Genomic DNA, 25,855 nt, shown 5'->3' with positions numbered 1-25,855 from the left:
GACCAAGGTCCCTCTCGCGCGGTCAGTTCGGCCGTACCCACCCGGTCACCGCACGGTGAGCATGGAGGCATGAACATCCACGTGCAACCCGGCAGCATCGTCTGCGGCGTCGACGGCTCCGCCGACTCCGCCCGCGCCCTCCACTGGGCCGCAGCGCAAGCTTCACTGGAACGGCGACCGCTCGCAGTCGTGACGGCTGCAGGGCTCGACCGGGTCGGCTCACTGTCCTGGGCCGGCGCCGGCGGGACCCTCGTGGTCCCGACTGACGAGCTCGTCGGACGCGTCACGGCCGTTGCCGAGTCCGCCGCCGCCTCCGTCAGGCTGCAGCGCCCGGAGCTCGAGGTCGTCGCCCATGCGGCTCCTGGGGATGCTCGTGACGTGCTGACCCGGCTGTCCGAAAGCGCACAGCTCGTCGTCCTGGGCTCACGCGGTCGAGGCGCGCTGCGCAGCAGGCTCCTCGGGTCCGTGAGCGCCTCCGTGAGCCGGCACGCCCACTGCCCGGTCGTGGTCTGCCGCCCGGAGCTCGCAGGAAAGGTGCGCCGGGGCGTGCTCGTCGGCGTCGACGGCACCCCGGAAGGGCACCCGGTCCTGGACTTCGCCTTCCGGGCCGCATCGGAGCGCGAGCTCCGTCTCACGGTGCTGCACTCGTTCCGCGACGTCCTGGCCGCAGTCGACGGGCCACACCTCATCGGCCGCACCGAGGAGGGCCTCGACGAGGAGCGCCTCCTCGTGGGCGAGTCCCTCGCCGGGTTCACCGAGAAGTACCCGGACGTCCACGTCACGACGCAGCTCGCCCGAGGCTTCCCCTACCAGTGCCTCGCCGCCGACTCCGAACGCTGGCACCTCATCGTGGTCGGCCGCCACCCGACAGACTCGCTCTCCCGTCTGCTGACCCCCACCGTCGCCACGGCCGTCGTCGAGAAGGCGCGCACCACGGTCGCTGTCGTCCCCGTCCCGGCGCCGACTCGCTGACGTCCAGCTGCGAGCCAAGAGACCGGTCATCTCGGTGGCATTTGGCCCTGTTGGATCAGGTGCGGTTGCCGTGTCCTGAAGGTGGAGACGAACAGGCTCCAGAATCCGACTGGAAAGGAAGTGGTCACCGTGACCACTGCGATCGCGGTCTCGGGACTGGTGAAGGACTTCGGGTCCCGGACGCGGGCCCTCGACCACTTGGACCTGCGGGTCGAGGCGGGCGAGGTGCACGGCTTCCTGGGGCCGAACGGCGCCGGGAAGACAACCACCATCCGCGTCCTGCTCGGGATGCTGCGCGCCGACGGCGGTCACGTCGAACTGCTAGGCGGTGACCCGTGGCGCGACGCGGTGGCGTTGCACCGTCGACTGGCCTACGTGCCTGGTGAGGTGAACCTGTGGCCCAACCTCACGGGTGGTGAGGTGATCGACCTGCTGGGCGAGCTGCGGGGAACCCTCGACGCGTCCCGCCGGGAGGAGCTGGTCGAGCGCTTCCAGCTCGACCCGACCAAGAAGATCCGCGCCTACTCCAAGGGCAACCGGCAGAAGGTCGCCCTGGTGGCGGCGTTCTCCTCCGAGGTGGAGCTCTACCTGCTGGACGAGCCGACCTCCGGTCTCGACCCGCTGATGGAAGCGGTGTTCCAAGACGTCGTCCAAGAACTCCGCGCCGACGGCCGCAGCATCCTGCTCTCCAGCCACATCTTGTCCGAGGTCGAGGCGTTGTGCGACCGCGTCACCATCATCCGGGCGGGTCGGGCGGCCGAGAGCGGCACGTTCGACGACCTGCGCCATCTCACCCGGACGTCGGTGGTGGTCGACACCACGAGGCCGCTGGAGCCGGTGACACGCTGGCCCGGGGTGCACGACGCCCGTGTGCACGGCGGCCACGCGGAGTTCAGCGTCGACCCTGGCGAGCTGAACCGCGTGCTCGGGCACCTGGTCGACCTCGAGGTGCGGTCCATGGTCACCTCGCCGCCCACACTGGAGGAGCTGTTCCTGCGCCACTACGACGAGGACATCGCCGGGCGTGGGGCGGGTGCCGTTGCCGAGGTGGTGAGGGCGCGATGAGCGGCTTCACCGGGACGATGCGGCTGGTCCGCCTGGCCCTGCGGCGCGACCGGATCACCCTGCCCGCCTGGACCCTCGGCATGGCTGCCTTCCTGGCTGCCACCACCGCCATGTTCGAGGACAGCTACACCAAGCATCCCGAGCTTCTGGCGCCGGACACCCAGATCGTCGTCGAGAACCCGGGGATGCGGGTGCTGGGCCTCGTGACAGGCCCGACGGTCGGGGGCTACACGATGCATCGAGACGGACTCACGCTAGCGGTGCTCGCCGCCCTCATGAGTGTCTTCGCCGTCGTTCGCCACACCCGCCAGTCCGAGGAGCTCGGTCGTGAGGAGATGTTGGGCGCCGGCGTCGTCGGTCGCTACGCCTCGATAGGCGCGGCTGTCATCGTCGCGCTCGCGGCGAACCTCGTCCTGGCCGGACTGCTCGGGCTCGGCATGATCGTCGCGGGACAGCCGGTCACGGGATCGCTGGTAGCCGGCATCTCGATCGCGCTGGTGGGGGTGGCGTTCACCGGCGTCGCGGCTGTGACCTCGCAGCTGGCGTCGACCACTCGCGGGGCCACGGGTCTCGCCGCTGCAGCTCTCGGCGCCTCGTTCCTGCTCGCGGCCACGGGCAACATGCTCGGCACTGTCGACTCCGCTGCCCTTCGGGTGACCAGCGCATGGCCGGCCTGGCTCTCGCCGATCGGGTGGAGCCAGCAGATGCGGCCGTTTGCCGACAACCTGTGGTGGCCTGCGGGTCTCTCCGCGCTCGCGCTCGGACTGTTGACCTCGGGGGCGGTCCTCCTCGCCGGCAGGCGCGACGTCGGCAGGGGCATGTGGCCCGAGCGCAGAGGTGCCGCCCGTGCGCGGCCGAGCCTGCTGAGCCCTTCCGGTCTCGTCTGGCGGCTGCAGCGCGGCGCGCTGCTCGGCTGGGCAATCGGGCTGGTCGGCTTCGGCCTGGTCTTCGGTGCGCTCAGCGAACAGATCGGCGGCCTCGAGGGAGCGGCGACTGAGTGGTATGCCGCCTTCGGCGGTGATGCGGACCTGCTCGGGGCCTACTGGGCGTCGATGATGCAGGTGGCCGGTCTGGCTGTGGCCGCCTATGTCGTGACCCTCCTGCTTCGGCTGCACCATGATGAGGCTCAAGGGACGCTGGAGCCTGTGCTCGGAACCGCTGTCTCCCGTCTTCGTTGGCTCTCGGCGTACGCCGTCAACGCCCTCGTCGGCGCCGCGTTGCTGGTCCTGCTCTTCGCGGTGGCCATGGTCATCGCCGGTGGAATGGTCCTGGGAGACACTCCTTCGCTGCTCCGTGACCTCGTCGGCGCTGCGCTCGTCCAGCTCCCTGCTATCGCGGTCCTCGGCGCCGCGGTCCTCGCGCTCGTCATGCTGTTGCCGAGGTGGTCGGTGGGGCTGTCCTGGGTGCTGGTGGTGTTCGCCATCTTCGTGGGTCCGATGTTCGGCCCGTCGCTCGGCCTGCCGTCGTGGCTGATGGACCTCTCACCGTTCTCGCACGTGCCCAACGCACCCGCCGTCTCCATCAGCCCGGGTCCGGTGGTTGCCCTGGTGGCGGTCTGCGCCGCGCTCGCCGGTGTCGCAACCCTGGCCATGCGCCGCAGAGATCTCGCCCTGCCTGCCTGAAAGGTCGGGACCTTCGTCCCATGCACTGGGGACCGCGGTCCCTGCCGGGCAGCGCTATGCACCAGCGAGAGTGGAGGTAGCAAGAAACCACCACCACCCGGAGGAGGGATGACGATGACCGCCATCCAGCACAACCGCCGCGGGACCGACGCGACCGACGCGTCGGGCGCCGCGGGGATCGACCACCACGACCGCGGCCCCTGGTTCGACCGGGCCCTGGCCACCCTGCGGATCGCCTTCGGCATCACCTTCCTGTGGGCCTTCCTCGACAAGACGTTCGCGCTCGGCTTCCACACCGGCTACGACCAGGAGGGCAACCTGGACCGGTTCGGAGACGCCGCGTGGATCAACGGCGGCAGCCCCACTGAGGGCTTCCTGATGTTCGGAGTGCCAGCCGACAACCCCTTCAAGGGCTTCTTCAACGGCATGGCCGACTCCGTGCTCATCGAGTGGGTCTTCATGCTCGGCCTGCTCGGCATCGGCGTCACCCTCCTGCTCGGAGTGGGCATGCGCATCGGCGCCGCGGCCGGCGCCCTGATGTACGCCTTCATGTACGCCGCCGTGCTACCGCTCGAGAACAACCCCGTTGTCGACGACCACCTCGTCGGAGTGGTGGTGATGGCGGTCCTGGCCCTCGGTGCCGCAGGCGCCACGTGGGGGTTCGGCCGCCAGTGGAGCAAGGTGGACGTGGTCAAGAAGTACCCCGTCCTGAAGTGACTCCACGCCCCGTCCGGGAACGGTGGCCCGGACGGACAGGGGCCGCTCAGCAACCACACCGGTTGCGGGGCGGCCCCTTCGTCGTGGTCGAGGCACGTGAGGACGTGTGCCACGATGCCCGGGTGAGGGCAATCGAGCTTCGCGACATCGTCAAGACCTTCGGCGAGGTGCGGGCGCTGGACGGGCTGTACCTCACGGTCGAGCCCGGTGAGGTCCATGGCTTCCTCGGCCCCAACGGTGCCGGCAAGTCCACCGCCATCCGGGTGCTGCTGGGTCTCCTCAAGGCCGACTCCGGCAGCGCGACCATGCTTGGCGGCGACCCGTGGCGCGACGCGGCTGAGCTGCATCGACGCGTCGCTTACGTCCCCGGTGACGTCGCTCTGTGGCCGAACCTCACCGGCGGTGAGGTCATCGACGTGCTCGGCCGGATGCGCGGCGGCCTGGACGAGGGGCGACGCGCCGAGATGCTCGACCGTTTCGAGCTCGATCCGCGCAAGAAGGCGCGGACCTACTCGAAGGGCAACCGGCAGAAGGTGGCCCTCGTCGCCGCCCTGTCGGCGCGGGCCGACCTCTATCTCCTCGACGAGCCCACCTCCGGCCTCGACCCGCTCATGGAGGCGGAGTTCCAGAGGGCCGTGCTCGAGCTGAAGTCCGCGGGTGCCACCGTCCTGCTCAGCTCCCACATCCTGGCCGAGGCCGAGGCGCTGGCCGATCGCATCAGCATCATCCGGGCCGGCCGGGTGGTCCAGAGCGGCACGCTCGCCGAGCTGCGGCACCTGACGCGTACGACCGTCATCGCCGACACGGCGACGCCCGCCACTGGCATCGGTGAGGTCGACGGGGTGCACAACCCCCAGTTCCTCGACGGGCGCGTCACCTTCGACGTCGACTCCGACCACCTGGACGCGGCGGTCCGGGCGCTCGCGGCGTTCGGTGTGCGTTCGCTGGCAGCCCACCCGCCGACGCTCGAGGAGCTCTTCCTGCGTCAGTACGGCGAGGACGTGACCACATGAGCTCACCGCTCACCGGCACTCGTCACCTGCTCCGCCTCGTCCTGCGCCGTGACCGGTTTCGCCTGCCACTCTGGGTCGTCGGCCTCGGCGGGATGATCACGGCCAGCGCGCTGGCGGTCCCGCCGATCTACGACTCGCCGGAGAAGATCGCCGGCTACGCCAGTGCGGTGGGCACCAGCCCCGTCAGCTACCTGATGTCCGGTCGCCAAGCCGCGATCGACACCATCGGGGGCATCGTCGCCAACGAGATCTCGCAGGTCGCCCAGCTGGGCATCTGCCTCATGGTGATGTTCCTCGTGGTCCGGCACACCCGGGCTGAGGAGGAGTCCGGCCGGGCGGAGCTGGTCCGCTCCGCCGTGGTGGGCCGTCACGCGGCCACGCTGGCCGGCCTGCTCTACGGAGTCGGTGCCGCCGTGCTCATCGGAGCGATCACGACCACCTCGATGCTGGCAACCGGGCTGGATGGCGCCGGGAGCGTGACGTACGGGGTCGGGCTCACGCTCCTGGGCCTCTGCTATGTCGCGATCAGCCTCGTCGCGGCACAGCTGTCAGTGTCTGCACGTGGAGCGCTGGGCCTTGCCGGCGCCATGATCGCCATCGGCTACGTCGTCCGGGGCGTGGGAGCGATGCAGGACTCTGCGCTCGTGTGGGCCTCGCCCTTCGGATGGGCACAGAGGATGGATGCCTTCGGGGAGGAGCAGTGGTGGCCTGCACTGCTGCTGGTGACGGTCACCGCGGCACTGCTGGCGCTGGCCGCCTGGCTCACCGTCCACCGCGACTTCGGCGGCGGACTGCTGCAGAGCCGTCCGGGGCAGCCTCGGGCGTCGCGCTTCCTGGGCACGCCCATCGGGCTGACCCTGCGCATGCAGCGCGGACTGCTCATCGGCTGGGCGATCGGCCTGACCGCCCTCGGGCTCCTCTACGGAGCGGTGATCCCCACGATCCCCGACCTGGTCGCCTCGAACCCCGACATCGCCCGGGCCATCGGCGTCTCGGCTGACGCCGAACAAGCCCTCATCGACGCCTTCCTCCGCTACATCTTCGTGTTCATGGCCGTGATCCTGACCGCCTTCGCCGTGACGTCCGTGCTCAGGTTGCACGGCGAGGAGGAGTCCGGTCGCACGGAGGCGATCCTGGCCACGAGGGTCACACGGACCTCGTGGGTACGAGCAGCGGTCGTGGTCACTGGTCTCGGCACGCTGCTGTTGTCCTTGCTCATGGGCCTGGGCCTCGCCGCCGGCTACGGACTCGGCATGGGCGAGTGGGACCGGGTCGCCGAGCAGGTCGGTGGCCAGCTCAGCTACGTGCCTGGCGTCCTGGTGGTGGCCGCTCTCGCCGTGGCGATCGTCGGGCTGTGGCCGCGCCGGTCCGCGTTCGCGTGGATCGCCGTCGCCTTCGTGTTCTTCCAGGTCATGCTGGGCGAGACCCTACGGCTGCCTGACTTGGTGGACGGTGTCTCGCCGTTCTGGCACTTGTCAGAGGTTCCGGTCGAGCCGCTCGAGGCGCTGCCGGCGCTGACTGAGCTAGGGATCGTCACTGTCTTGGTGATGCTTGGACTCTGGGGCTACCGGCGCCGCGACCTCGGCCGGAGCTGATTGCCGCCTCGATGCCAGGATGCGACACTCGGCCTGGTGTCGCTCTACTTCTGGCTGGCGAGCAATCCTGCGTCTGTTGGCTGTGAGCAAAGGAGTGCGGGCAGCCCCGCCACGCTTGTACAAAGGGCCAGGAGTGTGCGCCCCCACCGCTGACGACCGCAATGGGTGGAGTCGTCCGGCTAACAGCAGCTCGCCGTGTGACCCGACCCGTACGCGCGCCCGTAACCGCTGCTTGGGCCATACGGACTCGTCTAGCGGGCCGATCGGCTCTGCCGCCGGAGTGAGTCAGCCGGTGAGATGGAGCTGAAGGCTGAAGTTCCCTCGGCGTGCCTGTCGGCACGAAAGTCAGGAACGGTACGGCCGGGTGACTGCCCGGCCCAAGCCTGTGTCAGGAGCGTCCGCAATGAGCACGCACACCATTCCTCCGGTGTCACCGCAACTGGAACAGTCGTCGCGGGATGCCGTTGCTGCGCGCGTGCTTGATGGAGAAGGGAGCAGAGTTCCCCCGCTCTTGCGTTGGAAGATGCCGGACAATCGCCCGGCCTGGGGCCTAGCCCTACTCGTCACGGTTGGCTACGGGTTGTTCGCCGGCTGGTGGACTCCGCGCGGTCCGCTTTCCGCGTTCGAGGGGCTCTCAGCGATGGGTCTCGGGCTCCTGGCGGGATGCGTCGCCGGTCTCCTCCTCCGGACCCGATGGGCCATGGTGGTGGCTCCACTCACTTTTGCCATAGCTTTCGAGCTGGCCCGGCTGGGCGTCTCGGGACCGACGGTGGACGGCATCCACCTGACCAGCACCTACGGCATCATGGCGTTCGCAGTCGGCCGCGGCGTCCACGCCCTGCTTGCCTTGTTGCCGATGGTGCTGGGAGCCGCCTTGGGTGCGGCCCTTTCGCGGCGTCAGCTGTCGACCGGTCGCCGTTCGCGGGGCTTCCTGAGGGCGCTGGGCCTGTGGCTGCGTCGCAGTGTCGCTGTGGGCACCGGGCTGGTGCTCGTGGCTCTGGCTGCTTTCATCGCTCGACCGGCGACCACTGACCCGATCGTCGACGCCAACGGCCATACGATCGCCGGCAGCATCGCAGAACTGACTCTGGTCGATGTCGGCGGTCGAGACCTCGCGTTGATGATCCGCGGACGCAGCACCCAGAACCCCGTGCTGCTGTTCTTGGCCGGCGGACCCGGCGGCAGCGAGCTCGGCGCGATGCGGCGCCACAGCCAAGCACTCGAGGACGACTTCGTGGTCGTCACGTTCGACCAGCGGGGCACCGGGAAGTCCTACGCCCAGCTCGACCCCACCGACACGATGACCCTGGACGGGGCCGTGGCCGACGCCGTCGCGGTCACCAACTACCTGCGCGACCGGTTCGACAAGGAGAAGATCTACATCGTCGGCCAGTCCTGGGGAACCACCCTCGGAGTTCTGGCGGTGCAGCAGCACCCTGAGCTGTACCGCGCCTACGTCGGCGTCGGCCAGATGGTGAGCCAGGCCGCCACCGACAAGATCATCTACGAGGACACGCTCGCGTGGGCACGCGAGGAGGGCGACACCGACCTCGTCGACACGCTGGAGGCGAACGGCCCTCCGCCGTACACCGACGTCCTGCACTACGAGGCGGCCCTGTCTCACCTGATGGAGGTCCACCCCTACGACCACAGCGCCAACAGCGAAGGCTCGGGAGAGATGAGCGAGAACCTCCTGGTCGAGGAGTACACGCTGCTCGAGCAGGTGCACATCTTGGGTGCGACGCTTGACGTGTTCGAGGCGCTGTACCCGCAGCTGCAGGACATCGACTTCCGCACCCAGGCCACCCGCTTGGAGGTACCGGTGTACCTGGCCCAAGGGCGCCACGAGGCGCCGGGCCGGCAGGTGCTGGCCGAGGAGTGGTTCAAGCAGCTCCGCGCGCCTTCGAAGGACCTGACCTATTTCGACACCTCCGGGCACCGCCCCTTGTGGCAACAGCCCACCGAGTTCCACGACCTGATGGCAGCTGTCCTGGCCGACACCGCACCGATCCGCTGATCTCCACACAGAAAGGGAACACACCATGCTTCCGCTTGAGATCGAACACGTGACGAAACGCTATGGCCATGAGGTGGTCGTCGACGACCTCAGCTTCCCCGTCGCCCCAGGGCGCGTCACCGGCTTCCTCGGACCCAACGGCGCCGGTAAGTCCACCACGATGAAGATCCTGCTGGACCTGGCCTCTGCCGACGCCGGTCATGCCACCATCGCGGGCACCCGCTACCGCGACCTGACGGACCCCGCACGAACCGTCGGGGTGGTGCTCGAGCCCAACGCGTTCCACCCCGGACGCAGCGGTCGCAACCACCTGCAAGTCCTCGCCGACGGCTCCGGAATTCCCCGTACCCGCATCGAGGAGCTGCTCGAGACAGTGCAACTGTCCCACGCCGCGGACCGCCACGTCGGCGGCTACTCCCTCGGGATGCGCCAACGACTTGGCATCGCGGCCGCCCTGCTCGGCGACCCGCCTGTGCTGGTTCTCGACGAACCCGGCAACGGCCTCGACCCCCAGGGCATCCGCTGGCTCCGCGACCTGCTGCGGGCACGTGCCGCCGCAGGCGGCACGGTCTTCGTGTCCAGCCACCTGCTCGCAGAGGTCGAGCACCTGGCCGACGAGGTGGTCGTGATCAGCAAAGGACGGCTCGTCGCTACCGGCGCACTCGCCACCCTGCAGAAGGCCGGCACGTCAGTGCGCACCCCCCAGGGCAGGCGGCTGACCGAGCTGCTCCAAGCGGCCGGCGCCACCGTCCACAACGGGCCCGAGGGCGAGCTCGTCGTCCGCGGCCTCAGGACCACCGACATCGGAGACCGAGCCTGCGCCGCAGGCATCGTCCTGCACGAACTGACCCCCCGGGCCGGCTCGCTCGAAGAACTGTTCCTGGACTGGACGAGCAACGACAACAGCCACCCCCCTACTGAGGTGGCCGAAACCGAAAGGCAGGCAGTACCGCTATGACGTGGCTACGACTCGTCCGGGCTGAGATCCGCAAGCTCACCACCACCAAGTTGCCACTCGGCTTCCTCGCCGTGCTGGTCCTCATCGCCGGCATCGACGCCGCGGTCGTCATGTTCGGCACCGACATGGACGGCAGCAAGGCGTTCATCGCGACCGCTGCGGACCAGCAGTCGCTGATGGCATTCGCCTTCAATGCCATGTTGGGCACCGGGCTGTTCGGCGCGATCGCCGTGGCTCGCGAGTACGGACACAACACCGTCGTCCCCACCTACCTGACGTGCCCGAGGCGGATGCGCGCGGGTCTCGCCCAGCTGACAGCTGTCTTGCTCGGCGGTGCACTTCTCGGGCTGATCGGTCAGGGGTTCATCATCGCGGGCGTCGCTCTCGCTCTGCCCAGCACCGAGTACGGCTTCCTGGTGACAGCCGGTGGCGTCACCCAGATCCTCGCCGCCACGACGTTTGCCGGAGCCATTGGCGCTGTCCTCGGCGCCGGGCTCGGAGCCGTGATCCGCAACCTCGGTGGCGCGGTGACAGCAGTCGTCCTAGCGCTCTTCATGATCCCGCCCCTCGTCGTGCAGCTGTTCAGCGACGCAGCGTCGTGGATCCCTCCCACACTCGGCGCAGTCATCTCCGGAGTCAGCACCGACGTCAACACATGGGCCGCGCTCACGGCGTTGCTCACCTGGGGCGTCCTACCCGCTGCGGCCGGTCTGCTGCTGGTCCAGCGACGCGACGTCGTGTAGCCAAGAACTGGACATTCGAGCTGTACGCGTCACCGGCCGCGAGCGCATGAAGGAGCGGACACAACGGCCACAGAGACACTGGGCACGGCTGACGTGGGCTTCACGCTGCGTACGTCACCCACCTCACGCCGAAGAGCTCAGAACGCACGCGTGCTGCCATCGACCTTCGCCTTGGAGGATCTGTAAGAGCGCAGCTCCCCCGGCCGCCTTCAGCTGACTAAGCTGGGGACGCCCCGTCGCGGCCTTTTCATGTGGACGGTATGCGGCCGGCGCCGCTGGGGCGTGGACCCCATGGAGGTCTTCACGCCAGCGAGAGGAAGAGCTTCTCCATCTTCTTGACGTCGACCGAGTCGACCCCGTCGCCATCGGCCAGGCACTGCTGCAGACCGCTCGCGACGATGGCGAACCCGGCCCTGTCCAGGGCCTTGGAGACTGCCGCGAGCTGCGTGACGACGTCCTCGCAGTCGCGGCCTTCCTCGAGGAGGCGCAGCACGCCGGCCAGCTGGCCCTGGGCCCGCTTGATGCGGTTGATGACCGGGGTCATCTGGGTGGGGTCGAGCTCCATCAGTTTGCTCCTTGGGTGGAGTCGAGTGCATTCAGGGCGGCAGTGAGCCGCGCTTTGGCGTCGGCGGCGACGGAGTGCAGCGCGTCGTTGTCGGCCAGTCCCATCATCGCGTCGGGGTCGAAGGCCTCGACGATGGCGGTCGTCTCGTCGAGGGCCCGCACGACCACGTTGCATGGCAGCACCGCGGCGATGGACGGGTCGACGCTGAGCGCCTCGTAGGCCAGGGCGGGCCGACAGGCGCCGAGGATGATCTGAGGGGCGACGTCGACGTCGAGCTTGGTCTTCAAGGTGGCCATGAGGTCGATCTCGGTGAGGATGCCGAAACCTTGGTCAGCCAGTGCGGCGCGGGTCGCGTCGACGGCGTCGTCGTACGGCAGCGTGAGTGTCGCGGTGAGAGTGAACCCGGCCATCAGGCGCTCTGCCTCTGCTCGGCAAGGGCCGCCTCGACGTCGAGATCGCGGATGGCGTTGATGACCTGCTCCAGCGCGGCGGCCGGCAGGGCGCCGGGCTGGGAGAACACCAGCGTGCCGCCCTTGAACGCCATCAGGGTGGGAATGGAGGTGATCTGCGCCGAGGCGGCGAGCGCCTGCTCGGCCTCGGTGTCGACCTTGCCGAACACGATGTCCGGGTGCTCGGTCGACGCGTTCTCGTAGACGGGGGCGAACATGCGGCACGGACCGCACCAAGACGCCCAGAAGTCGACGAAGACGATGTCGTTGCTGGTCACGGTGCGCTCGAAGTCCTCGGCGCTCAGGTTGATGGTGGCCATCGGGCCTCTCCTTCTCGTCGTGGTCCCCGACAGGGGTGTACCGGACTAACGACGATACCCCCCACCGTATTCCGCAGCGGCGCCTGCCGCGGGTTGAGCCCTGGTTGGGAATACCCCCGGGGGTGTGTACGGTGAGGGATGTCGACGATACCCCACCGGGTATTCATTCGGGCTGACGGAAGGACTCCAGAACTGATGAGCAGCCGCACCTCCGAGATCGACTTTGCGCGATGACGGACCTGCTCGTCGCTAGCGGGTACGACGCGTACTCGGTGACCGGTGGCACGGCCGCCTGGTCCCGCTCCGGGCGGTTGCTCGAGACCGTGGCCCCGACAGCCGCCGACCAGCCCAGCAGCCGTAGCCACAGAGACCTATTCCGCAAGGAGACGAACATGGGCCAATACACCGATCTGTCGATCATCCCCATCGAGACTCCCACGCTCGGCGACCGCACCTACCTCGTGCACGACGGCGAGGTCGCCTTCGTGATCGACCCGCAGCGCGACATCGACCGCGTTCTTGCCCTTCTCTACGAGCACGGCGTGCGGCTCACGCACGTCTTCGAGACCCACATTCACAACGACTACATCACCGGCGGCCTCGCGCTCTCGCAGTGCACCGGTGCCCATTACCTCGTCAATGGCGAGGACGACGTGTCCTTCATCCGTACCCCCGTCACGGATGGGCAGGCCGTCGAGGTGGGTGGACGGATGCGCCTCACCGCGCTGGCAACCCCCGGCCACACGTTCACCCACCTCTCCTACGCACTGACCGACGGGGACGACCAGGTTGCTGTCTTCTCCGGCGGCTCCCTGCTGTACGGCGCCACCGGCCGTCCCGACCTTCTGGGGCACGAGCACACCCACGACCTGGTTCGTCATCAGCACGCGTCGGCCCACCAACTGGCCGAGCTGCTGCCCGACGAGGCGAAGGTCTACCCGACGCACGGCTTCGGGTCCTTCTGCTCGGCCACCCAGTCCGACGTCACGTCGTCCACTATCGGGCAGGAGAAGCAGTCCAACCCGGTCCTTACGCAGGACGAGCAAACCTATGTCGAGGAGCTGCTGGCCGGCCTGGGCCCGTGGCCGGCGTACTACATCCACATGGCCCCGGCCAATGCCGAAGGCCCCTCCGAGCCCGATCTCTCCCTGCCGTCGATCGCAGACGCCTCCGAGCTACGCCGGCGCATCGAGGCTGGTGAGTGGGTCGTGGACCTTCGCAACCGCACCGCCTTCGCGGCAGGCCACGTCCCTGGCACGCTCAACTTCGGGCTCGACGGAGGCTTCGCAACCTACCTGGGCTGGCTCATCACCTGGGGCACGCCCGTCACGCTCCTCGGCGAAACGGCAGAGGACGTGGCCGAGGCCCAGCGCGAGCTGGTCCGCATCGGCATCGACCGCCCCGCTGCGCACGCGACCGGCGGCCCGGAGGACTGGAGCGACCGCGCGCTGAGCTCCTTCCCGACCGGCACGTTCGCCGACCTCGCCCACGTGCGCCACCACCGCGAGGTGGTCGTCGTGGACGTGCGACGGGCGGACGAGCACGACTCCTCTCGCATAGAGGGCGCGGTCAACATCCCGATCCATGAGCTGTGGCACCGACTCACTGAGGTGCCCGCGGGCGAGGTGTGGGTGCACTGCGCGAGCGGCTACCGGGCCTCGGTCGCCGCGTCCATGCTCGACGCGGCCGGCCGGACCCTGGTCGCCATCGACGACTCCTTCGAGAACGCGGAGAAGGTCGGGCTGCACCTCGTGGGACCTGAGGCGTGACTCTCGCCCTCGCCCTCGTCGCAGGCGCGCTCATCGGCCTCAGCCTGGGCGCGCTCGGCGGCGGCGGCTCCATCCTGGCCATCCCCGTGCTGCTCGGACTCGGTCAGACACCCACCCAAGCCACGACTGGGTCGCTGGTCATCGTCGGCGTCACCTCGCTCGCCGGTGCCGTCACCGCGTACCGGTCCGGGAACGTCCTGCTCGCGCGGGGCCTCACCTTCGGCGCCGTGGCAACCGGTGGCGCCGTGGCTGGCGCCCGCGCATCGGCGGCCGTTCCCGAACCGATGCTGATGGCCGCGTTCGCGGTGCTGATGCTCGTGGTCGCCGGCCTGATGGCAGCCCGACAGTGGCGCAGCCGCGGAGGCGCACCAGCGGGCGTCCATGCGGTCCGACCCCAGCTCGACGACCCGATCATCACGTTCAGCCCCGCGTTCATGTGCCAGTGCCCGCGCGCACTCAAGATTCTCGTCACTGCGACCGCCGTCGGCCTCCTCACGGGCTTCCTTGGCGTCGGCGGCGGATTCCTCGTGGTGCCCGCACTCGTTCTCGCTCTCGCGCTGCCGATGGGATACGCGGGCGGAACGTCGCTGGTCGTCATCACCGTCACGAGCACCGCGGCTCTGCTCACTCGCGCGGGCACCGGGCTGAGCGCCGACTGGTGGCTCGTCGCCGCCCTCACCCTCACCGCTGTCGCCGGATCCATCGCGGGTGCCCGGCTCGCGGTACGCACCGACACCCGGCGCCTCTCCGTCGCGTTCACCGGCGTGGTGGTGGCTGTCGCGACCTACACCGCCGCGCGCGCCATCCCAGCCCTCGTCTGACCAGCCCTCGCTGACTGCCCCCATCGACCCGTCACCCCCGCCGCGTCGCCCCTCCACCCGACACACCACACTCAGAATGGAGCACCTCATGTGCCGAGCAACCCGATGCAAGACCTGCGGCAAGACCACCTGGGCCGGCTGCGGCCAGCACGTCAGCCAGGTCAGGGCGGGTGTGCCCGCAAAGGACTGGTGCAACGGCCAGCACACGCCGGCCCAGAAGGCGGCTGCCAGCTCGGGCGGTGGCTTCCTGTCGCGGCTCTTCGGCCGCTGACAGGACCCCGGTGACCCCAAGTAGGAGGTGCCCGCCGGTGAATCCGATGAGTGTGCTCCCGTCTGTTCGTTCCGAGATCGGCATCGAGGCGATGAAGGCGTTCTGAACCGCAGCTCTGATCGTCGTCGCCAGGACAGCGAGGGAGGCGGCGAGGTCCTCGGCCGTATGACACGGCCAGGGTCTGCAGCGGCATCTCGTGCCTGTCCTGCGCAACAGCGAGGTCCTCGTCGCCTCGCCACCGATTTAACCGCACCTGCATTCCCTGATCAATCGCCAGTTCCCGGTCCCGGAGCTGGCACCGATGGAGAGGGGACATGCGCGCACTCAGACGGTGCGGATCCACGTGGCGACACCTTGGTCCAGGGCGAGGATCGCGTCGGTCACGGCCGCAGCATCGGGGTCGTGGGTGGCGAAGACGATCGCGGCCCCGCCTGCGGCCTCCTCCCTCAGCAACCCCATCATGCGCTCCCTGTTGCCCGCGTCCAGGTCACTGGTCGACTCGTCGGCGAGCAGCACGGCGGGGCGCAGGGCCAACGCCCTGGCCAGCGCCACCCGCTGCTGCTGTCCGCCCGAGAGCTGGTCCACCAGGTGACGACCGAACTCGTCCAGGCCGACGCGGGCGAGCTGCTCGTCGACGCGCTGCGAGGCTTCACGGGCGGGGACCCCGAGCGCGAGCATCGGGACGAGGATGCTCTCCTCTGCGGACAGACCGGCGGGCAGACCGTTGCCCTGCGGCACCAGCACGACGCCGGCCCGAGCAGCGCTGTCCCGGTCATCCACCGGGGAGTCGTCGACGCGCACCGTGCCCGTCACCGACGCGACCGCGGGGCGCAGCGCGCGGGCCAGCGCCCACAGAAGTGACGACTTGCCGGCACCCGTGGGGCCGGTCACCGAGACCATCCGCCCCTCCGGCACCTCCAGGTCCAGCGGGTGCACGGCCACCACCTGGTCGTAGGCGACGCCCAGCCCCACGGCTTCCAGCGTGCTCATCCCTCCTCCGCCCGCAGCTCGAAGTGGTCGCCGACCTCGTGGACGCGCACCAGCGTTCCCGGTGGCAGCCGGTCCCGGACGTGGCCGAGCAGTGGCAGGAACCCGTCCGCGGTCACCACCGCGTACTCCTCGCCGCTGCGCCCCTCACCACCGATCCGACCGTCCCGGATGGTGACCGTACGAGGCAGCACGCGCGCGACGTCCGGGTCGTGGGTGACCAGGACGACGGTGGTGCCGTAGGTGCGGTTGACGTGGGCGAGCGCCGCCAGCACCTGGTCGCGGGCAGCGTGGTCGAGCTGGCTCGTGGGCTCGTCGCACAGGAGCAGGCCCGGACGGGTGGACACCGCCACGGCGACCGCGGCCAGCTGCAGCTCGCCGGGGGTGAGCTCGGCCAGCGGCCGGTCGGCGTGCTCTGCGAGCCCCAGGTCGTCGAGGATCTGCGTCGGATCCGCGAGTGACCGGCCCGCGCGACGCGCCTTGTGCTGGGCGAAGCGTACGTTGCCGTCCGGCGTGGCATGGGGTATCAGGTTGCGGTCTGCGCCCTGCAGCATCAGGCCGACCTCGGTCGCCCGCAGGCTGTCGAGGGCGCGCGGCTGGGCGGCGGAGAGCTCGGTCTCGCCGACGAAGACCTTGCCGGCGCTGGGCCGGAGGATCCCCGCCACCAGGCTCATGAGCGTCGACTTGCCCGATCCGGACGGCCCCAGCAGGCCGACCACCTCTCCCGCAGCGACGTCCAGGTCGACGCCCGAGAGCGCCGCCACGTCGTGTCCCTCGACGTGGTAGATGTGCACCAGGCCGCGGGTCCGGATCGCGAGTCCGTGCATCAGCTGCTCTCCCTCGCACGTTCCAGGTCGGCGCGGCGGGCCACGGCGAGGCCGGCCAGCGCGGCAACGGACGGCAGGACCACCAGACACACCGCGGCGACCCAGATCACTGCGGGCCACGAGGTCGCCACGTCGATGACGGGGGTGTCCGGCGGCGAGGGCAGGAACGAGACGTCCGGCATCGCCAGCAGTGCGCCCGCCAGCCCGGCGGCGACACCTCCGACGATGCCGACCAGGACGGCCGGAGGCTGGGCCCAGACCGCCAGCCGTCGGGTCGTACGCGGTCCTGCTCCGTTGAGTCGCAAGATGGCGAGGTTCCGGGCACGCGAACGCCATCCGATGATGGCGAGCACCAGGAGGACGAGCAGCGCCAGGAGCATCACGGCCGGTGCGACCGCTGCCCCGAGCGCGAGGCTCCAGCTGGCGACAGTGTCCTCGTAGCTCTGCCGGATCGTGGCGTAGCGGCGTACGTCGGTGACGGCGAGGCCGCGCTCACCCAGTGCCGCGACCACGGCCTCGACGAGCTCGGGGTCGTCGACGAGCCACACCTCGGTGCGGGTGTCGAAGGTGATGTCCTGGCCTCGCGTCACCGCGTCGAGGTCGACCAAGGCAGCCCGACGGGGCATGGCCGGCAGGAGGACGACCCGGCCGACAGCCTCGGCCGGGCGGTCAGTGCCGTCGACGCCCGTCACCACCAGGCCGAGCGGGTCCTCTGGCTTGGTGGGCAGCAGCGCCGGAACCGTTCGGGGCACCCAGGACGGCCTCAGCTCGACGGGATAGAGGCCGCTCACCGCGAGCTGGAGGTGCAGCACCCCGCTCGTCCCGCTGTCGAGCGGAAGGATCAGGGTGCTCTCCTCCTCGGTGGGGTTCCAGTCCTCGGCCGAGGTCCCCCACTCGACCGGCTTCCCGTCCGCCCGCAGGTCGGTGAGCTCGAGGTCGCCCCCGATCACGACCCCTTGGGCGGTCGTGAGCTGCACGGCGGCCAACCGGCAGCCGCCGGCGCACTCGGCACTCGTGCCGACCAAGGTCCGACTCGCTCCGGGCGGAGGCAGCGGACCAAGGGCGATCGTGCGTCTGGCCCCGGTGCTCGGCGTGACCACCAGTGCCAGGTTCACCTCCACGTCGCTGCCGAAGACGTCCGCCGCGGTCAGCTCGTCACCCGACGTCACGTCGAGCGAGAAACGGGCACCCCGCAGCACCACGGGCTCGCGGTCAGGGGGTGCGATGGCCCGCCACTGGGCTGGCGTCGGTGCTCCGCGGGGGAAGAACGCGATCCTGCTGAACTCGGCGGGCTCGACGGCAAGGGTGTCGCGGGCGAGGAGGACCGGCGTCGCTCGGCGACCGGTCGGGTCCGCGACGCCCAGTGCTGCGCGAACCGTGTCCAGGTCGCGCCCCGCCACTCCGAGCACCACCGGTGCTCCGGCGTCGTGCTCGCTCGCGTTGACGCGGTTGCGCTCGCCGATGACGAGCGCGTCGATCGAGAACACCGCCAGCGCGCTCGCCACGGTGATCACGGCGACCACCGCGCGAGTCTCCCTCCGGCGTCCCGTCTCGAGCAGGCTCACCCCGCTGACCAGCCGACCCCTTCGCAGCAGCCGGCGTCCCGTGGCGCTCGCCACCGGAACGGTCACGTGGGCCAGCAGCAGGCCGGCCAGCAGAGCCAGGAGCGCCGGTCCGGCCAATGCGAGGGGTCCTTGCAGACTTCCGCTGACGAATGCCAGGACGCCGGTCGCCGCACAGGCCACCACGAAGGCATCGGGTGCACCGAGCGCCCACCGGCGCGACGGAACCGGCCCGCTCCTGATCACCTCGTGCACCGGCTCGCGCGCCGTGCGCACGGCTGCCGCGAGCGCCGTCAGCACGAGAGCCAACACGGCGATGAGCACGGTGGTCGCGAATCCTGGAGCCACCTCGAACGGTGTGTCTCCGGGCAGCACGGCCGCGGCGACTGCCCCTCCCGCCAGCGCGACGGCGGCACCGGGCACCACCCCCACGACGAGGGCGGGGAGCAGCTCGAGCAGCAGGAGGGCGGCCGCGCCGGCCGGCCCGCGACCTCGGAGGCGCGCGACGGCCACCTCCCCGCGCCGCTGCGCGGTCGCCGCCGAGAGCACGAGCCAGAGGACGTAGATCGCGAGCACTGCCATCGGCGCCACGAGCAAGGGCACCGTCCGGTGGGCCTGGCGGACCTGCGACCGCACGTCGTCAGCCAGCTCGTCGAGTCCCGAGTCGACCTGGAGGTCCTCGGCCATGGTCCGCAGGTCGCGCGCCATCGTGCGCTGCTCGTCCCCCAGCGCGATCACCTCCTCGACGCCGGCCGTGGCGGCGAGGAGGGGTGCACCCGCCTGCGAGGTCTCTCTCGTCAGGATCGGGGCGTCGGCGAAGGTCTCCTCGGTCGTCAGCCACGCGTCGTGGTTGGCCGAGGGTTCAAGGCCGGGGAAGACGTTCGAGATGCCGACCAACCTGGTGCCCTGCCACCACTCTTCGTCACGCGGCGCGTAGGTGCCCACCACCTCGAGTCGCACACCGGGCTCCCCCTCGATGCCAGGGTTGACCGTCCGGGTCGAGCCGATGTCGAGACCGAAGTTCTCGACATCGGCTTCGCTGACGAGGATCTCCCCCGCGCCGGCCGGACACCTGCCGCTCAGCACGCGAACGTGCTCGCAGGCGTCTTCTCGCCAGACGAGCAGACCAGCCGGCGGGACGTCGCCACGCGCCGGGGTGACAGTGGCGGTCCGCCCCAGCACAGCCGGAGCCAGGCGCACGTCGACGGCGTCGGGGAACAACGCCTCCAGCGCCCGGGGGTCCCGCGCCTCCAACGCGCTGCCGGCGAAGACCTTGCTCTCGGAGAGGACCGTCACGGTCCTCTCGGCGGGGGTCGCCTGCGCCAGCAACGTGTCGACGAGCGCCTGCTGCATGACCCGGTCGTAGACCGGCGCGAATGCCGTGCACGCGGTGACCAGTGCCGAGATCGCGACCAGCGCAAGGGCCTGTCCCCGCCGATGACCCCACGCCGCACCCCATGCGTGGCGAACAGGCGACCACCGCGCAGCGCGGGGGACCCCCTTCGCCTCATGCTGACATCCTGTCGCTCCGACGCGGGTCGCGCCATGCGCGACCCGCCAGAGGCGTGCGACCATCGGAGCCGTCCTCGCCGCAGTCGGCCGGCTTCGCTTGACTCGTTCGAACGCCTGTTCGATCATGGGGAGATGTCGTCCAGCCGCTCCGTCGCCGCGCTCCACCCGGGGCGCTCCGTCGTCGAGCAGCTGCGCGAGCGGATGGCCGCCATGGAGCACCGGCCCGCCGGCCAGCCCGTCCCGACCCTCTCCGGGATGGCCGACCTGGTGCCCCTTCGCGCCGGCGCGACGTACGCCGTCGACTCCGCCTCACTGGCGCTCGCCCTCGCCGCGGGAGCCTCCCGCGCCGGGGAGTGGGTCGGCTTCGCGGGATGCGCCGACTTCGGGGTGGAGGCCGCTGCGGAGCTGGGGATCGAGCTGTCGCGCACGGTGCTGGTGCCCGACCCCGGCGAGCACTGGCTGGAGGTGACGGCGGCGTTGGTCGACGTGCTGCGGGTGGTGGTCCTGCGCGCGCCTGCCTCCGTCGACGAGCGGACGGCGGGGATCCTCGACTCGCGACTGCGGACGCGCTCCTCCGTGCTGGTGGTCCATGGCCCCTGGCCTCGGGTCGACGCGAGGGTGAGCGTCGAGGAGTCCGCCTGGAGCGGCCTGACGTCGGGCACCGGGCAGCTGCGGGAGCGCCGGGCGCGTGTCGTCGTGCACCGAGGAGCCCGCCCGCCGCAGCGTGCTGACCTGACCTGGCCCGGAGTCCACCTGGTCGAGCCACCTGTCGACCGGCCGGTGCGCGAGATCCGGCGGGCGTCGGGGTGAGGGTCCCGTGAGAGTCATGGTGGTGTGGTGCCCCGACTGGTCAGTCGTCGCCGCGCTCGACGAGGCGGAGAGATCGCCGCGTTCCCCCGCCGCGGTCCTGGCCGCCAACGTCGTCGAGGTGTGCAACGGCCCCGCCCGGTCCGAGGGCGTGCGTCGGGGGCAGCGCCGCCGCGACGCCCAGGCCCGGTGCCCCGAGCTCGTGCTGCTTCCCGCCAACCCCGACCGCGACGCCCGTGCCTTCGATCCGGTCCTTGCCATCGTCGAGGACCTTCGCCCCGGGGTGGCAGCCCTGCGCCCCGGCCTGCTCGCCGTACGCGCGCCCGGCAGCTGGTACGGCACGGAGACCGAGGCCGCCGCGACGGCCTGCCAGGCCCTGGTCGACGGCGGCGTCTGGGACGTCCGGGTCGGCATCGCCGACGACCTCTTCACCGCCGAGCAGGCCGCTCGCACCGCCGACGTGCAGTCCTGGGTGGTCGTCCCCGCGGGCGGATCCGCGTCGTTCCTGCGCGGCCTGCCCGTGCAGGTGCTGCAGGACGACGGGCCGCGGGGTCGGGAGCTGGTCAGCCTGCTGCAGCGGCTCGGCCTCCGCACGCTGGGCGACCTGGCCGACCTGCCGGGTGAGGCCGTCGAGCACCGCCTTGGCACCTACGGCGCCGCGGTCCGGCGACGGACCCGGGGCGAGGATCGCGCGCTCTTCGCGGCACGCACGCCGCCCCCCGAGCTCGACGCGGAGGTTGCCTTCGAGCCACCCCTCGACTCCGTCGAGGCCATCACCTTCAGTGTGCGCACGACTGCCGAGCGGTTTGTCTCCCGGCTGGCCCACCACCAGCTCGTCGCCACCGCGGTGCGGGTCGAGGCCGAGTCCGACGGCGTCGTCTGCTCGTCGCGCGCCTGGCTGCACCCGCGACACTTCGGCGCCCGCGACCTGGTCGACCGGGTGCACTGGCAGCTGCAGTCGGCCGGTTCCACGAGCGGGGTCGGTGGCTCGCTGCGGGCCCGCAAGCAGTCCGGCTCTGTACGCGCCCCGATCGACCGGATCAGGTTCGTGCCCGAGACGGTCGAGCCCGCAGCCGCCCACGGCGAGGCGCTGTGGGGCGCCGCGTCCGACGACCTCGTCGAGCGGGGCGTGGCCCGGGTGCAGGGCATGGTCGGTTTCGACGCCGTGCGGCGGCCGGTGCTGCAGGGTGGTCGCAGCCCATCGGCCCGCCAGGCGTTGGTGCCGTGGGGTGAGCGAGCGGTCGACCTGCGCCCGGCCGACAGGCCGTGGCCGGGCAGCGTGCCGGGGCCGGCACCGGTCCGGGTGTTCGCGAGTCCCCCGGCCGCCGAGGTCGTGGACGACGCGGGCCGGGAGGTGCGCGTCACCGACCGTGGCGTCGTGAGCGGAGAGCCGCGGCGCTTCCGGGTCACTGGAGAGATCGCAGGGCGGGTCGGGGGCGCCGCCGACGGGCCGGGCCTCCCCTGGCAGCCGGTGACCGCGTGGGCCGGGCCGTGGCCCACCGACGAGGGCTGGTGGTCGGGTGGGGCGGGGCCGACCGCCCGCTTCCAGGTCGTCGGCGCCGACGGACGCGCCTGGCTCCTGGTGCGCGCCCCGGAGGGCTGGTCCCTGGAGGCCGGCTATGACTGAGATCGAGAGACCTCCCCACCGACCTGCAGGTGGCGCTCGGTGCTTCGAGGGCACCGGGAGACCTCGCCACCGACCTGCGGGTGTCGCTCGGTGCCCGCGATCGTCTGGACGGACGAGCACGGTCGTGGAGCGAGGAACGAGCGAAGCGTCCGCGCGCAGGGAGGAAGACGATCGCTTCGAGGGCACCGAGCACGCGCCAAAGCGAGGAACGAGCGGAGGCGCACAGTAAATGGGATGGAACAACCCCGCCATGCCGTGGAAGGAGCTCGAGCGCCGGCTGAGCGGCCTGCCGGGCGCCGACGACGCACCGGTGTCGCGGCGCAAGCGCGCCCCCACGTCGCCGCGGTCGATCGAGCGCCCCGCCGCGGTCACGCCCTACGCCGAGCTGCACTGCCACAGCCACTTCAGCTTCCTCGACGGCGCCAGCTCGCCTGCCGAGCTCGTCGAGGAGGCCGTACGCCTTGGCCTCCACGCGCTCGCGATCACCGACCACGACGGCTTCTACGGCGCTCCGATGCTGGCCGAGGTGGCGGCGGCGTACGACCTGCCCACCGTCTTCGGCGCCGAGCTGTCCCTGGGTCTCCCCGGACCGCAGAACGGTGTGCCGGACCCCGAAGGCAGCCACCTGTTGGTGCTGGCGCGAGGGGTCGGCGGCTACCACCGGCTCGCCGCGGCGATGACCGACGCCCATCTGCGCGGCGACGAGAAGGGGCGCCCGCTCTACGACCTCGACGAGCTGGGCGAGCGAGGGCGCGGCCACTGGGTGGTGCTGACGGGGTGCCGCAAGAGCGCCGTCCAGCAGGCGCTGGCGCGAGGGGGCGAGTCCGCGGCGGCCGAGGCGCTCGACCGACTGACGTCGCTGTTCGGCCTCGAGCACGTCCTCGTCGAGCTCTCGCCGCGCCCCGGTGCCGACACGACCAACGCGTCGCTCGCCCGGTTGGCCGCCGTCCACGGGGTCGACCTCGTCGCGGCGGGCAACGTCCACCACGCCACGCCGCAGCGCCACCGGCTGGCCTCAGCGATGGCGGCCGTGCGCGCGAGGCGCAGCCTGGCCGAGATGGACGGCTGGCTCGACCTGTCGGGCTCGGCCCACCTGCGCAGCGGCGCCGAGACGGCCGCCGCACTGGCCGCACACCCCGGCGCGGTCGCCCGCAGCGTCACGCTCGCCGACGAGCTGGCGTTCGACCTGCGCAAGGCGTCGCCCGCACTGCCCAAGCGGCAGATCCCCGAAGGACACACCGCCGACTCGTGGCTGCGGGTGCTCGCGGAGCGTGGCTTCGCCGAGCGCTATGCGGGCGTCCCCCACGAGCGCGATGCCCGCGAGCGCCTCGAGCACGAGCTGCGGGTCATCGCCGAGAAGGACTTCGCCGGCTACTTCGTCATCGTCCACGACATCGTCGCCTTCGCGCGCGGGCAGGGCATCCTCTGCCAGGGCCGCGGATCCGCGGCGAGCTCCGCGGTCTGTTACGCCCTGGGCATCACTGCTGTCGACGCCGTCTTCTACCGGCTGCCGTTCGAGCGGTTCATCTCCGCCCACCGCGACGAGGAGCCCGACATCGACGTCGACTTCGACTCCGACCGGCGCGAAGAGGTCATCCAGTGGGTCTACGACACCTACGGGCGCCGCAACGCCGCCCAGGTGGCCAACGTCATCACCTACCGCCCCCGGATGGCGGTGCGCGACGCCGCCAAGGCGCTCGGCTTCTCCCCCGGGCAGCAGGACGCCTGGTCCAAGCAGATCGACGGCTGGTCGTCCGTGGTGGCCGGTGATGCCGGCGACCCCGCCGCCCACGACGTACCCGCGTCGGTGGTGGCGCTCGCCGAGGAGCTGATGGGGGCGCCCCGCCACCTCGGCATCCACTCGGGCGGGATGGTCCTCACCGAGCGGCCGATCGGCGAGGTCTGCCCCATCGAGCGGGCCCGGATGGACCGGCGCACGGTCCTGCAGTGGGACAAGGACGCCTGCGAGACGATGGGCCTGGTCAAGTTCGACCTGCTGGGCCTGGGAATGCTCGGCGCGCTCGACCACATGATGCGGCTGGTCGCCGACCACCTGGGAGAGCGGTGGGACCTCGCGACGATGCCCAAGGAGGAGCCCGCGGTCTACGACATGCTGTGCCGGGCCGACTCGATCGGGGTGTTCCAGGTGGAGAGCCGGGCCCAGATCGGCACCCTGCCCCGGTTGCGACCGCGCGAGTTCTACGACCTCGCCATCGAGATCGCCCTGATCCGCCCCGGTCCCATCCAGGGCGGCGCCGTGCACCCCTACGTGCGCCGGGCCACCGGGCAGGAGCCCGTCACCTACGACCACCCCGAGCTGGTGCCCGTGCTCGAGCGCACCAAGGGCGTGCCCCTGTTCCAGGAGCAGCTGATGGCGATGGCCGTGACCCTCGGCGACTGCAGCCACGACGACGCCGACCTGCTGCGCCGAGCCATGGGGTCCAAGCGTGGGGTCGAGCGCATCGAGTCGGTCAAGCAGACCCTCTACGCCGGCATGCGGCGACGCGGCATCACCGGCGACCTGGCCGACTCGATCTACGTCAAGATCCTCTCCTTCGCCAACTTCGGCTTCGCCGAGTCGCACGCCTTGTCCTTCGCGCTGCTGGTCTACGCCTCCTCCTGGTTCAAGCTGCACTACCCGGCGGCGTTCCTGGCCGGCCTGCTGCGCAACCAGCCGATGGGGTTCTACTCACCGCAGTCGTTGGTCGGGGACGCCCGGCGCCACGGTGTCGACGTACGCCGTCCCGATGTCGCGCGGTCCGGGGCGCAGGCCGACCTCGAGCCAGTCGTCACCGGCCCGGTCGCGCCGACGGGACTCGACGCGTGCTGCCAGCCCCGATTCGCCCGCACCGAGTGGGTGCCGGGCACCCGCGACCCGGTCCCGGCCCACCGGCGCGACGGGATGCTCGCCGTCCGGCTCGGGCTCGACTCGGTGCGGGGCATCGGCCAGGAAGTGGCGCGCCGGATCGTCGCCGCCCGCGACGAGCAGCCCTTCAGCGACGTCACCGACCTGTCCCGGCGCGCCGACCTGAACGCCACGCAGCTCGAGGCGCTCGCCACCGCCGGCGCCTTCGACGCGTGGGGGATGGACCGCCGCGAGGCCCTCTGGGCGGCCGGCTTCGCCGAGGGAGCCGAGCACCTGCCCGGCACCACGCCTGCCCCCGCCGCGCCCCCCCTGCCCGGGATGAGCGAGCCGGAGATCACCCTGGCCGACCTCTGGGCCACGGGCATCTCGCCCGAGCGACACCCGATCGAGCACCTGCGCGACGAGCTGCGCCGCGCCGGCGTCCGCTCGGTCGCCGAGCTCTCCACCACCGAGCCCGGCCGCCGCGTCCACGTCGGCGGGCTCGTCACCCACCGGCAGCGGCCCGGGACCGCGATGGGCGTCACCTTCCTCAACCTCGAGGACGAGACGGGCATGCTCAACGTCGTGTGCTCCGTCGGGGTGATGCGGGCACATCGGCAGGCCGCCCGCAACCGCGTCGCCGTGGTCATCCGAGGGCGCCTCGAGCGCAATGAGGGCGTCACCAACCTCATCGCCGACCGGGTGGAGGGCATCGACGTCGTCGTGCCGGGCGCCGGCGCGGTGCTGCAGGCGCGGGCGTCGTCGCGCGACTTCCGGTGAGGTGACGCGGG

At 71.0% G+C, this 25,855-nt stretch carries 21 protein-coding genes; 15 read left to right on the top strand and 6 right to left on the bottom strand.

The features are described 5' to 3' along the window. The first annotated feature begins 69 nt into the window (after positions 1 to 69). From J3P44_RS05880 to J3P44_RS05840, 9 genes are all read left to right on the top strand, one after another. Positions 70 to 972: a universal stress protein gene (locus J3P44_RS05880; RefSeq protein ID WP_255889321.1), complete on the top strand. Its 903-nt coding sequence runs from the start codon at positions 70 to 72 to the stop codon at positions 970 to 972. Positions 973 to 1,101: 129 nt separating this feature from the next. Continuing rightward, positions 1,102 to 2,037, top strand: a complete 936-nt coding sequence (locus J3P44_RS05875) for an ABC transporter ATP-binding protein (protein WP_255889320.1) — start codon at positions 1,102 to 1,104, stop codon at positions 2,035 to 2,037. Continuing rightward, positions 2,034 to 3,659, top strand: a complete 1,626-nt coding sequence (locus J3P44_RS05870) for an ABC transporter permease (protein WP_255889319.1) — start codon at positions 2,034 to 2,036, stop codon at positions 3,657 to 3,659. The genes J3P44_RS05875 and J3P44_RS05870 overlap by 4 nt, the downstream gene beginning before the upstream one ends. Positions 3,660 to 3,773: 114 nt before the next feature. Continuing rightward, entirely contained in the window at positions 3,774 to 4,376 is a 603-nt protein-coding gene (locus J3P44_RS05865; protein WP_255889318.1) for a hypothetical protein, read from the top strand. Positions 4,377 to 4,498: 122 nt separating this feature from the next. Next, the gene (locus J3P44_RS05860; RefSeq protein WP_255889317.1) at positions 4,499 to 5,389 is read left to right on the top strand and encodes an ABC transporter ATP-binding protein; all 891 of its coding nucleotides are present in this window, start codon (positions 4,499 to 4,501) and stop codon (positions 5,387 to 5,389) included. Continuing rightward, a complete protein-coding gene (locus J3P44_RS05855) occupies positions 5,386 to 6,984 on the top strand; it encodes an ABC transporter permease (protein ID WP_255889316.1) in 1,599 nt (532 codons plus the stop codon). Before J3P44_RS05860 ends, J3P44_RS05855 begins: the two co-directional genes overlap by 4 nt. A gap of 640 nt (positions 6,985 to 7,624) precedes the next feature. Then, positions 7,625 to 9,001: an alpha/beta fold hydrolase gene (locus tag J3P44_RS05850; RefSeq protein WP_255889315.1), complete on the top strand. Its 1,377-nt coding sequence runs from the start codon at positions 7,625 to 7,627 to the stop codon at positions 8,999 to 9,001. 49 nt (positions 9,002 to 9,050) lie between these two features. Continuing rightward, entirely contained in the window at positions 9,051 to 9,959 is a 909-nt protein-coding gene (locus J3P44_RS05845) for an ABC transporter ATP-binding protein (RefSeq protein WP_255889314.1), read from the top strand. Then, a complete protein-coding gene (locus tag J3P44_RS05840; protein ID WP_255889313.1) occupies positions 9,956 to 10,702 on the top strand; it encodes a hypothetical protein in 747 nt (248 codons plus the stop codon). Before J3P44_RS05845 ends, J3P44_RS05840 begins: the two co-directional genes overlap by 4 nt. 301 nt (positions 10,703 to 11,003) lie before the next feature. On the opposite strand, the gene J3P44_RS05835 is transcribed toward J3P44_RS05840, so the two are convergent. The 3 genes from J3P44_RS05835 to trxA are packed head-to-tail and all read right to left on the bottom strand — an operon-like array spanning position 11,004 to position 12,036. Further along, positions 11,004 to 11,267 carry a metal-sensitive transcriptional regulator gene (locus J3P44_RS05835; RefSeq protein WP_255889312.1) on the bottom strand — a complete coding sequence of 88 codons (264 nt, stop codon included), beginning with the start codon at positions 11,265 to 11,267 and terminating at the stop codon, positions 11,004 to 11,006. Further along, positions 11,267 to 11,677 carry a DUF302 domain-containing protein gene (locus tag J3P44_RS05830; RefSeq protein WP_255889311.1) on the bottom strand — a complete coding sequence of 137 codons (411 nt, stop codon included), beginning with the start codon at positions 11,675 to 11,677 and terminating at the stop codon, positions 11,267 to 11,269. Before J3P44_RS05830 ends, J3P44_RS05835 begins: the two co-directional genes overlap by 1 nt. Beyond that, the gene (gene trxA / locus J3P44_RS05825) at positions 11,677 to 12,036 is read right to left on the bottom strand and encodes a thioredoxin (RefSeq protein ID WP_255889310.1); all 360 of its coding nucleotides are present in this window, start codon (positions 12,034 to 12,036) and stop codon (positions 11,677 to 11,679) included. The genes J3P44_RS05830 and trxA overlap by 1 nt, the downstream gene beginning before the upstream one ends. Positions 12,037 to 12,266: 230 nt before the next feature. On the opposite strand from trxA, the gene J3P44_RS05820 reads away from it, so the two are divergent. The 3 genes from J3P44_RS05820 to J3P44_RS05810 all read left to right on the top strand — a co-directional run bounded on the left by J3P44_RS05820 (position 12,267) and on the right by J3P44_RS05810 (position 14,897). Then, positions 12,267 to 13,805: an MBL fold metallo-hydrolase gene (locus J3P44_RS05820; protein ID WP_255889309.1), complete on the top strand. Its 1,539-nt coding sequence runs from the start codon at positions 12,267 to 12,269 to the stop codon at positions 13,803 to 13,805. After that, positions 13,802 to 14,626 (top strand): sulfite exporter TauE/SafE family protein, encoded by an 825-nt coding sequence (locus J3P44_RS05815; RefSeq protein ID WP_255889308.1) that lies wholly within the window; start codon positions 13,802 to 13,804, stop codon positions 14,624 to 14,626. The genes J3P44_RS05820 and J3P44_RS05815 overlap by 4 nt, the downstream gene beginning before the upstream one ends. 88 nt (positions 14,627 to 14,714) lie before the next feature. Continuing rightward, a complete protein-coding gene (locus J3P44_RS05810) occupies positions 14,715 to 14,897 on the top strand; it encodes a DUF8730 family Cys-rich protein (RefSeq protein ID WP_255889307.1) in 183 nt (60 codons plus the stop codon). Between the two features lie 324 nt (positions 14,898 to 15,221). Here J3P44_RS05810 and J3P44_RS05805 read toward each other — a convergent pair whose 3' ends face one another. The 3 genes from J3P44_RS05805 to J3P44_RS05795 are packed head-to-tail and all read right to left on the bottom strand — an operon-like array spanning position 15,222 to position 19,626. Then, positions 15,222 to 15,887, bottom strand: coding sequence for an ABC transporter ATP-binding protein (locus J3P44_RS05805; RefSeq protein ID WP_255889306.1), 666 nt, complete (start codon positions 15,885 to 15,887; stop codon positions 15,222 to 15,224). After that, positions 15,884 to 16,711, bottom strand: a complete 828-nt coding sequence (locus J3P44_RS05800; RefSeq protein ID WP_255889305.1) for an ABC transporter ATP-binding protein — start codon at positions 16,709 to 16,711, stop codon at positions 15,884 to 15,886. The genes J3P44_RS05805 and J3P44_RS05800 overlap by 4 nt, the downstream gene beginning before the upstream one ends. Beyond that, positions 16,711 to 19,626 carry an FtsX-like permease family protein gene (locus J3P44_RS05795; RefSeq protein WP_255889304.1) on the bottom strand — a complete coding sequence of 972 codons (2,916 nt, stop codon included), beginning with the start codon at positions 19,624 to 19,626 and terminating at the stop codon, positions 16,711 to 16,713. Before J3P44_RS05795 ends, J3P44_RS05800 begins: the two co-directional genes overlap by 1 nt. A gap of 291 nt (positions 19,627 to 19,917) precedes the next feature. Between J3P44_RS05795 and imuA' the strand changes: the two genes are divergently transcribed. The 3 genes from imuA' to J3P44_RS05780 all read left to right on the top strand — a co-directional run bounded on the left by imuA' (position 19,918) and on the right by J3P44_RS05780 (position 25,844). Further along, positions 19,918 to 20,595 (top strand): DnaE2-dependent mutagenesis accessory factor ImuA', encoded by a 678-nt coding sequence (gene imuA', locus J3P44_RS05790; RefSeq protein ID WP_255889303.1) that lies wholly within the window; start codon positions 19,918 to 19,920, stop codon positions 20,593 to 20,595. A 16-nt stretch (positions 20,596 to 20,611) separates the two neighbouring features. Next, positions 20,612 to 22,219 carry a Y-family DNA polymerase gene (locus tag J3P44_RS05785; protein WP_255890004.1) on the top strand — a complete coding sequence of 536 codons (1,608 nt, stop codon included), beginning with the start codon at positions 20,612 to 20,614 and terminating at the stop codon, positions 22,217 to 22,219. 229 nt (positions 22,220 to 22,448) lie between these two features. Beyond that, a complete protein-coding gene (locus J3P44_RS05780) occupies positions 22,449 to 25,844 on the top strand; it encodes an error-prone DNA polymerase (RefSeq protein ID WP_255889302.1) in 3,396 nt (1,131 codons plus the stop codon). Positions 25,845 to 25,855 lie beyond the last annotated feature (11 nt).

The sequence above is a fragment of the Nocardioides astragali genome, assembly GCF_024436375.1.
GTDB classification, from domain to species: Bacteria; Actinomycetota; Actinomycetes; order Propionibacteriales; family Nocardioidaceae; genus Nocardioides; species Nocardioides astragali.
The sequence above is the reverse complement of the archived record's forward strand: the minus strand, read 5'-3'. Positions and strand labels throughout refer to the sequence as shown.

Excerpts from the sequence above, each read along its gene's own strand:
- J3P44_RS05820 (WP_255889309.1), top strand. The coding sequence starts at position 12,267 with ATGACGGACCTGCTCGTCGCTAGCGGGTACGACGCGTACTCGGTGACC.
- J3P44_RS05840 (WP_255889313.1), top strand. The coding sequence starts at position 9,956 with ATGACGTGGCTACGACTCGTCCGGGCTGAGATCCGCAAGCTCACCACC.
- imuA' (WP_255889303.1), top strand. The coding sequence starts at position 19,918 with ATGTCGTCCAGCCGCTCCGTCGCCGCGCTCCACCCGGGGCGCTCCGTC.
- J3P44_RS05855 (WP_255889316.1), top strand. The coding sequence starts at position 5,386 with ATGAGCTCACCGCTCACCGGCACTCGTCACCTGCTCCGCCTCGTCCTG.
- J3P44_RS05780 (WP_255889302.1), top strand. The coding sequence starts at position 22,449 with ATGGGATGGAACAACCCCGCCATGCCGTGGAAGGAGCTCGAGCGCCGG.
- J3P44_RS05865 (WP_255889318.1), top strand. The coding sequence starts at position 3,774 with ATGACCGCCATCCAGCACAACCGCCGCGGGACCGACGCGACCGACGCG.
- J3P44_RS05795 (WP_255889304.1), bottom strand. The coding sequence starts at position 19,626 with ATGCAGCAGGCGCTCGTCGACACGTTGCTGGCGCAGGCGACCCCCGCC.
- J3P44_RS05810 (WP_255889307.1), top strand. The coding sequence starts at position 14,715 with ATGTGCCGAGCAACCCGATGCAAGACCTGCGGCAAGACCACCTGGGCC.
- J3P44_RS05850 (WP_255889315.1), top strand. The coding sequence starts at position 7,625 with ATGGGTCTCGGGCTCCTGGCGGGATGCGTCGCCGGTCTCCTCCTCCGG.
- J3P44_RS05785 (WP_255890004.1), top strand. The coding sequence starts at position 20,612 with ATGGTGGTGTGGTGCCCCGACTGGTCAGTCGTCGCCGCGCTCGACGAG.
- J3P44_RS05880 (WP_255889321.1), top strand. The coding sequence starts at position 70 with ATGAACATCCACGTGCAACCCGGCAGCATCGTCTGCGGCGTCGACGGC.
- J3P44_RS05800 (WP_255889305.1), bottom strand. The coding sequence starts at position 16,711 with ATGCACGGACTCGCGATCCGGACCCGCGGCCTGGTGCACATCTACCAC.
- J3P44_RS05870 (WP_255889319.1), top strand. The coding sequence starts at position 2,034 with ATGAGCGGCTTCACCGGGACGATGCGGCTGGTCCGCCTGGCCCTGCGG.
- trxA (WP_255889310.1), bottom strand. The coding sequence starts at position 12,036 with ATGGCCACCATCAACCTGAGCGCCGAGGACTTCGAGCGCACCGTGACC.
- J3P44_RS05830 (WP_255889311.1), bottom strand. The coding sequence starts at position 11,677 with ATGGCCGGGTTCACTCTCACCGCGACACTCACGCTGCCGTACGACGAC.
- J3P44_RS05805 (WP_255889306.1), bottom strand. The coding sequence starts at position 15,887 with ATGAGCACGCTGGAAGCCGTGGGGCTGGGCGTCGCCTACGACCAGGTG.
- J3P44_RS05835 (WP_255889312.1), bottom strand. The coding sequence starts at position 11,267 with ATGGAGCTCGACCCCACCCAGATGACCCCGGTCATCAACCGCATCAAG.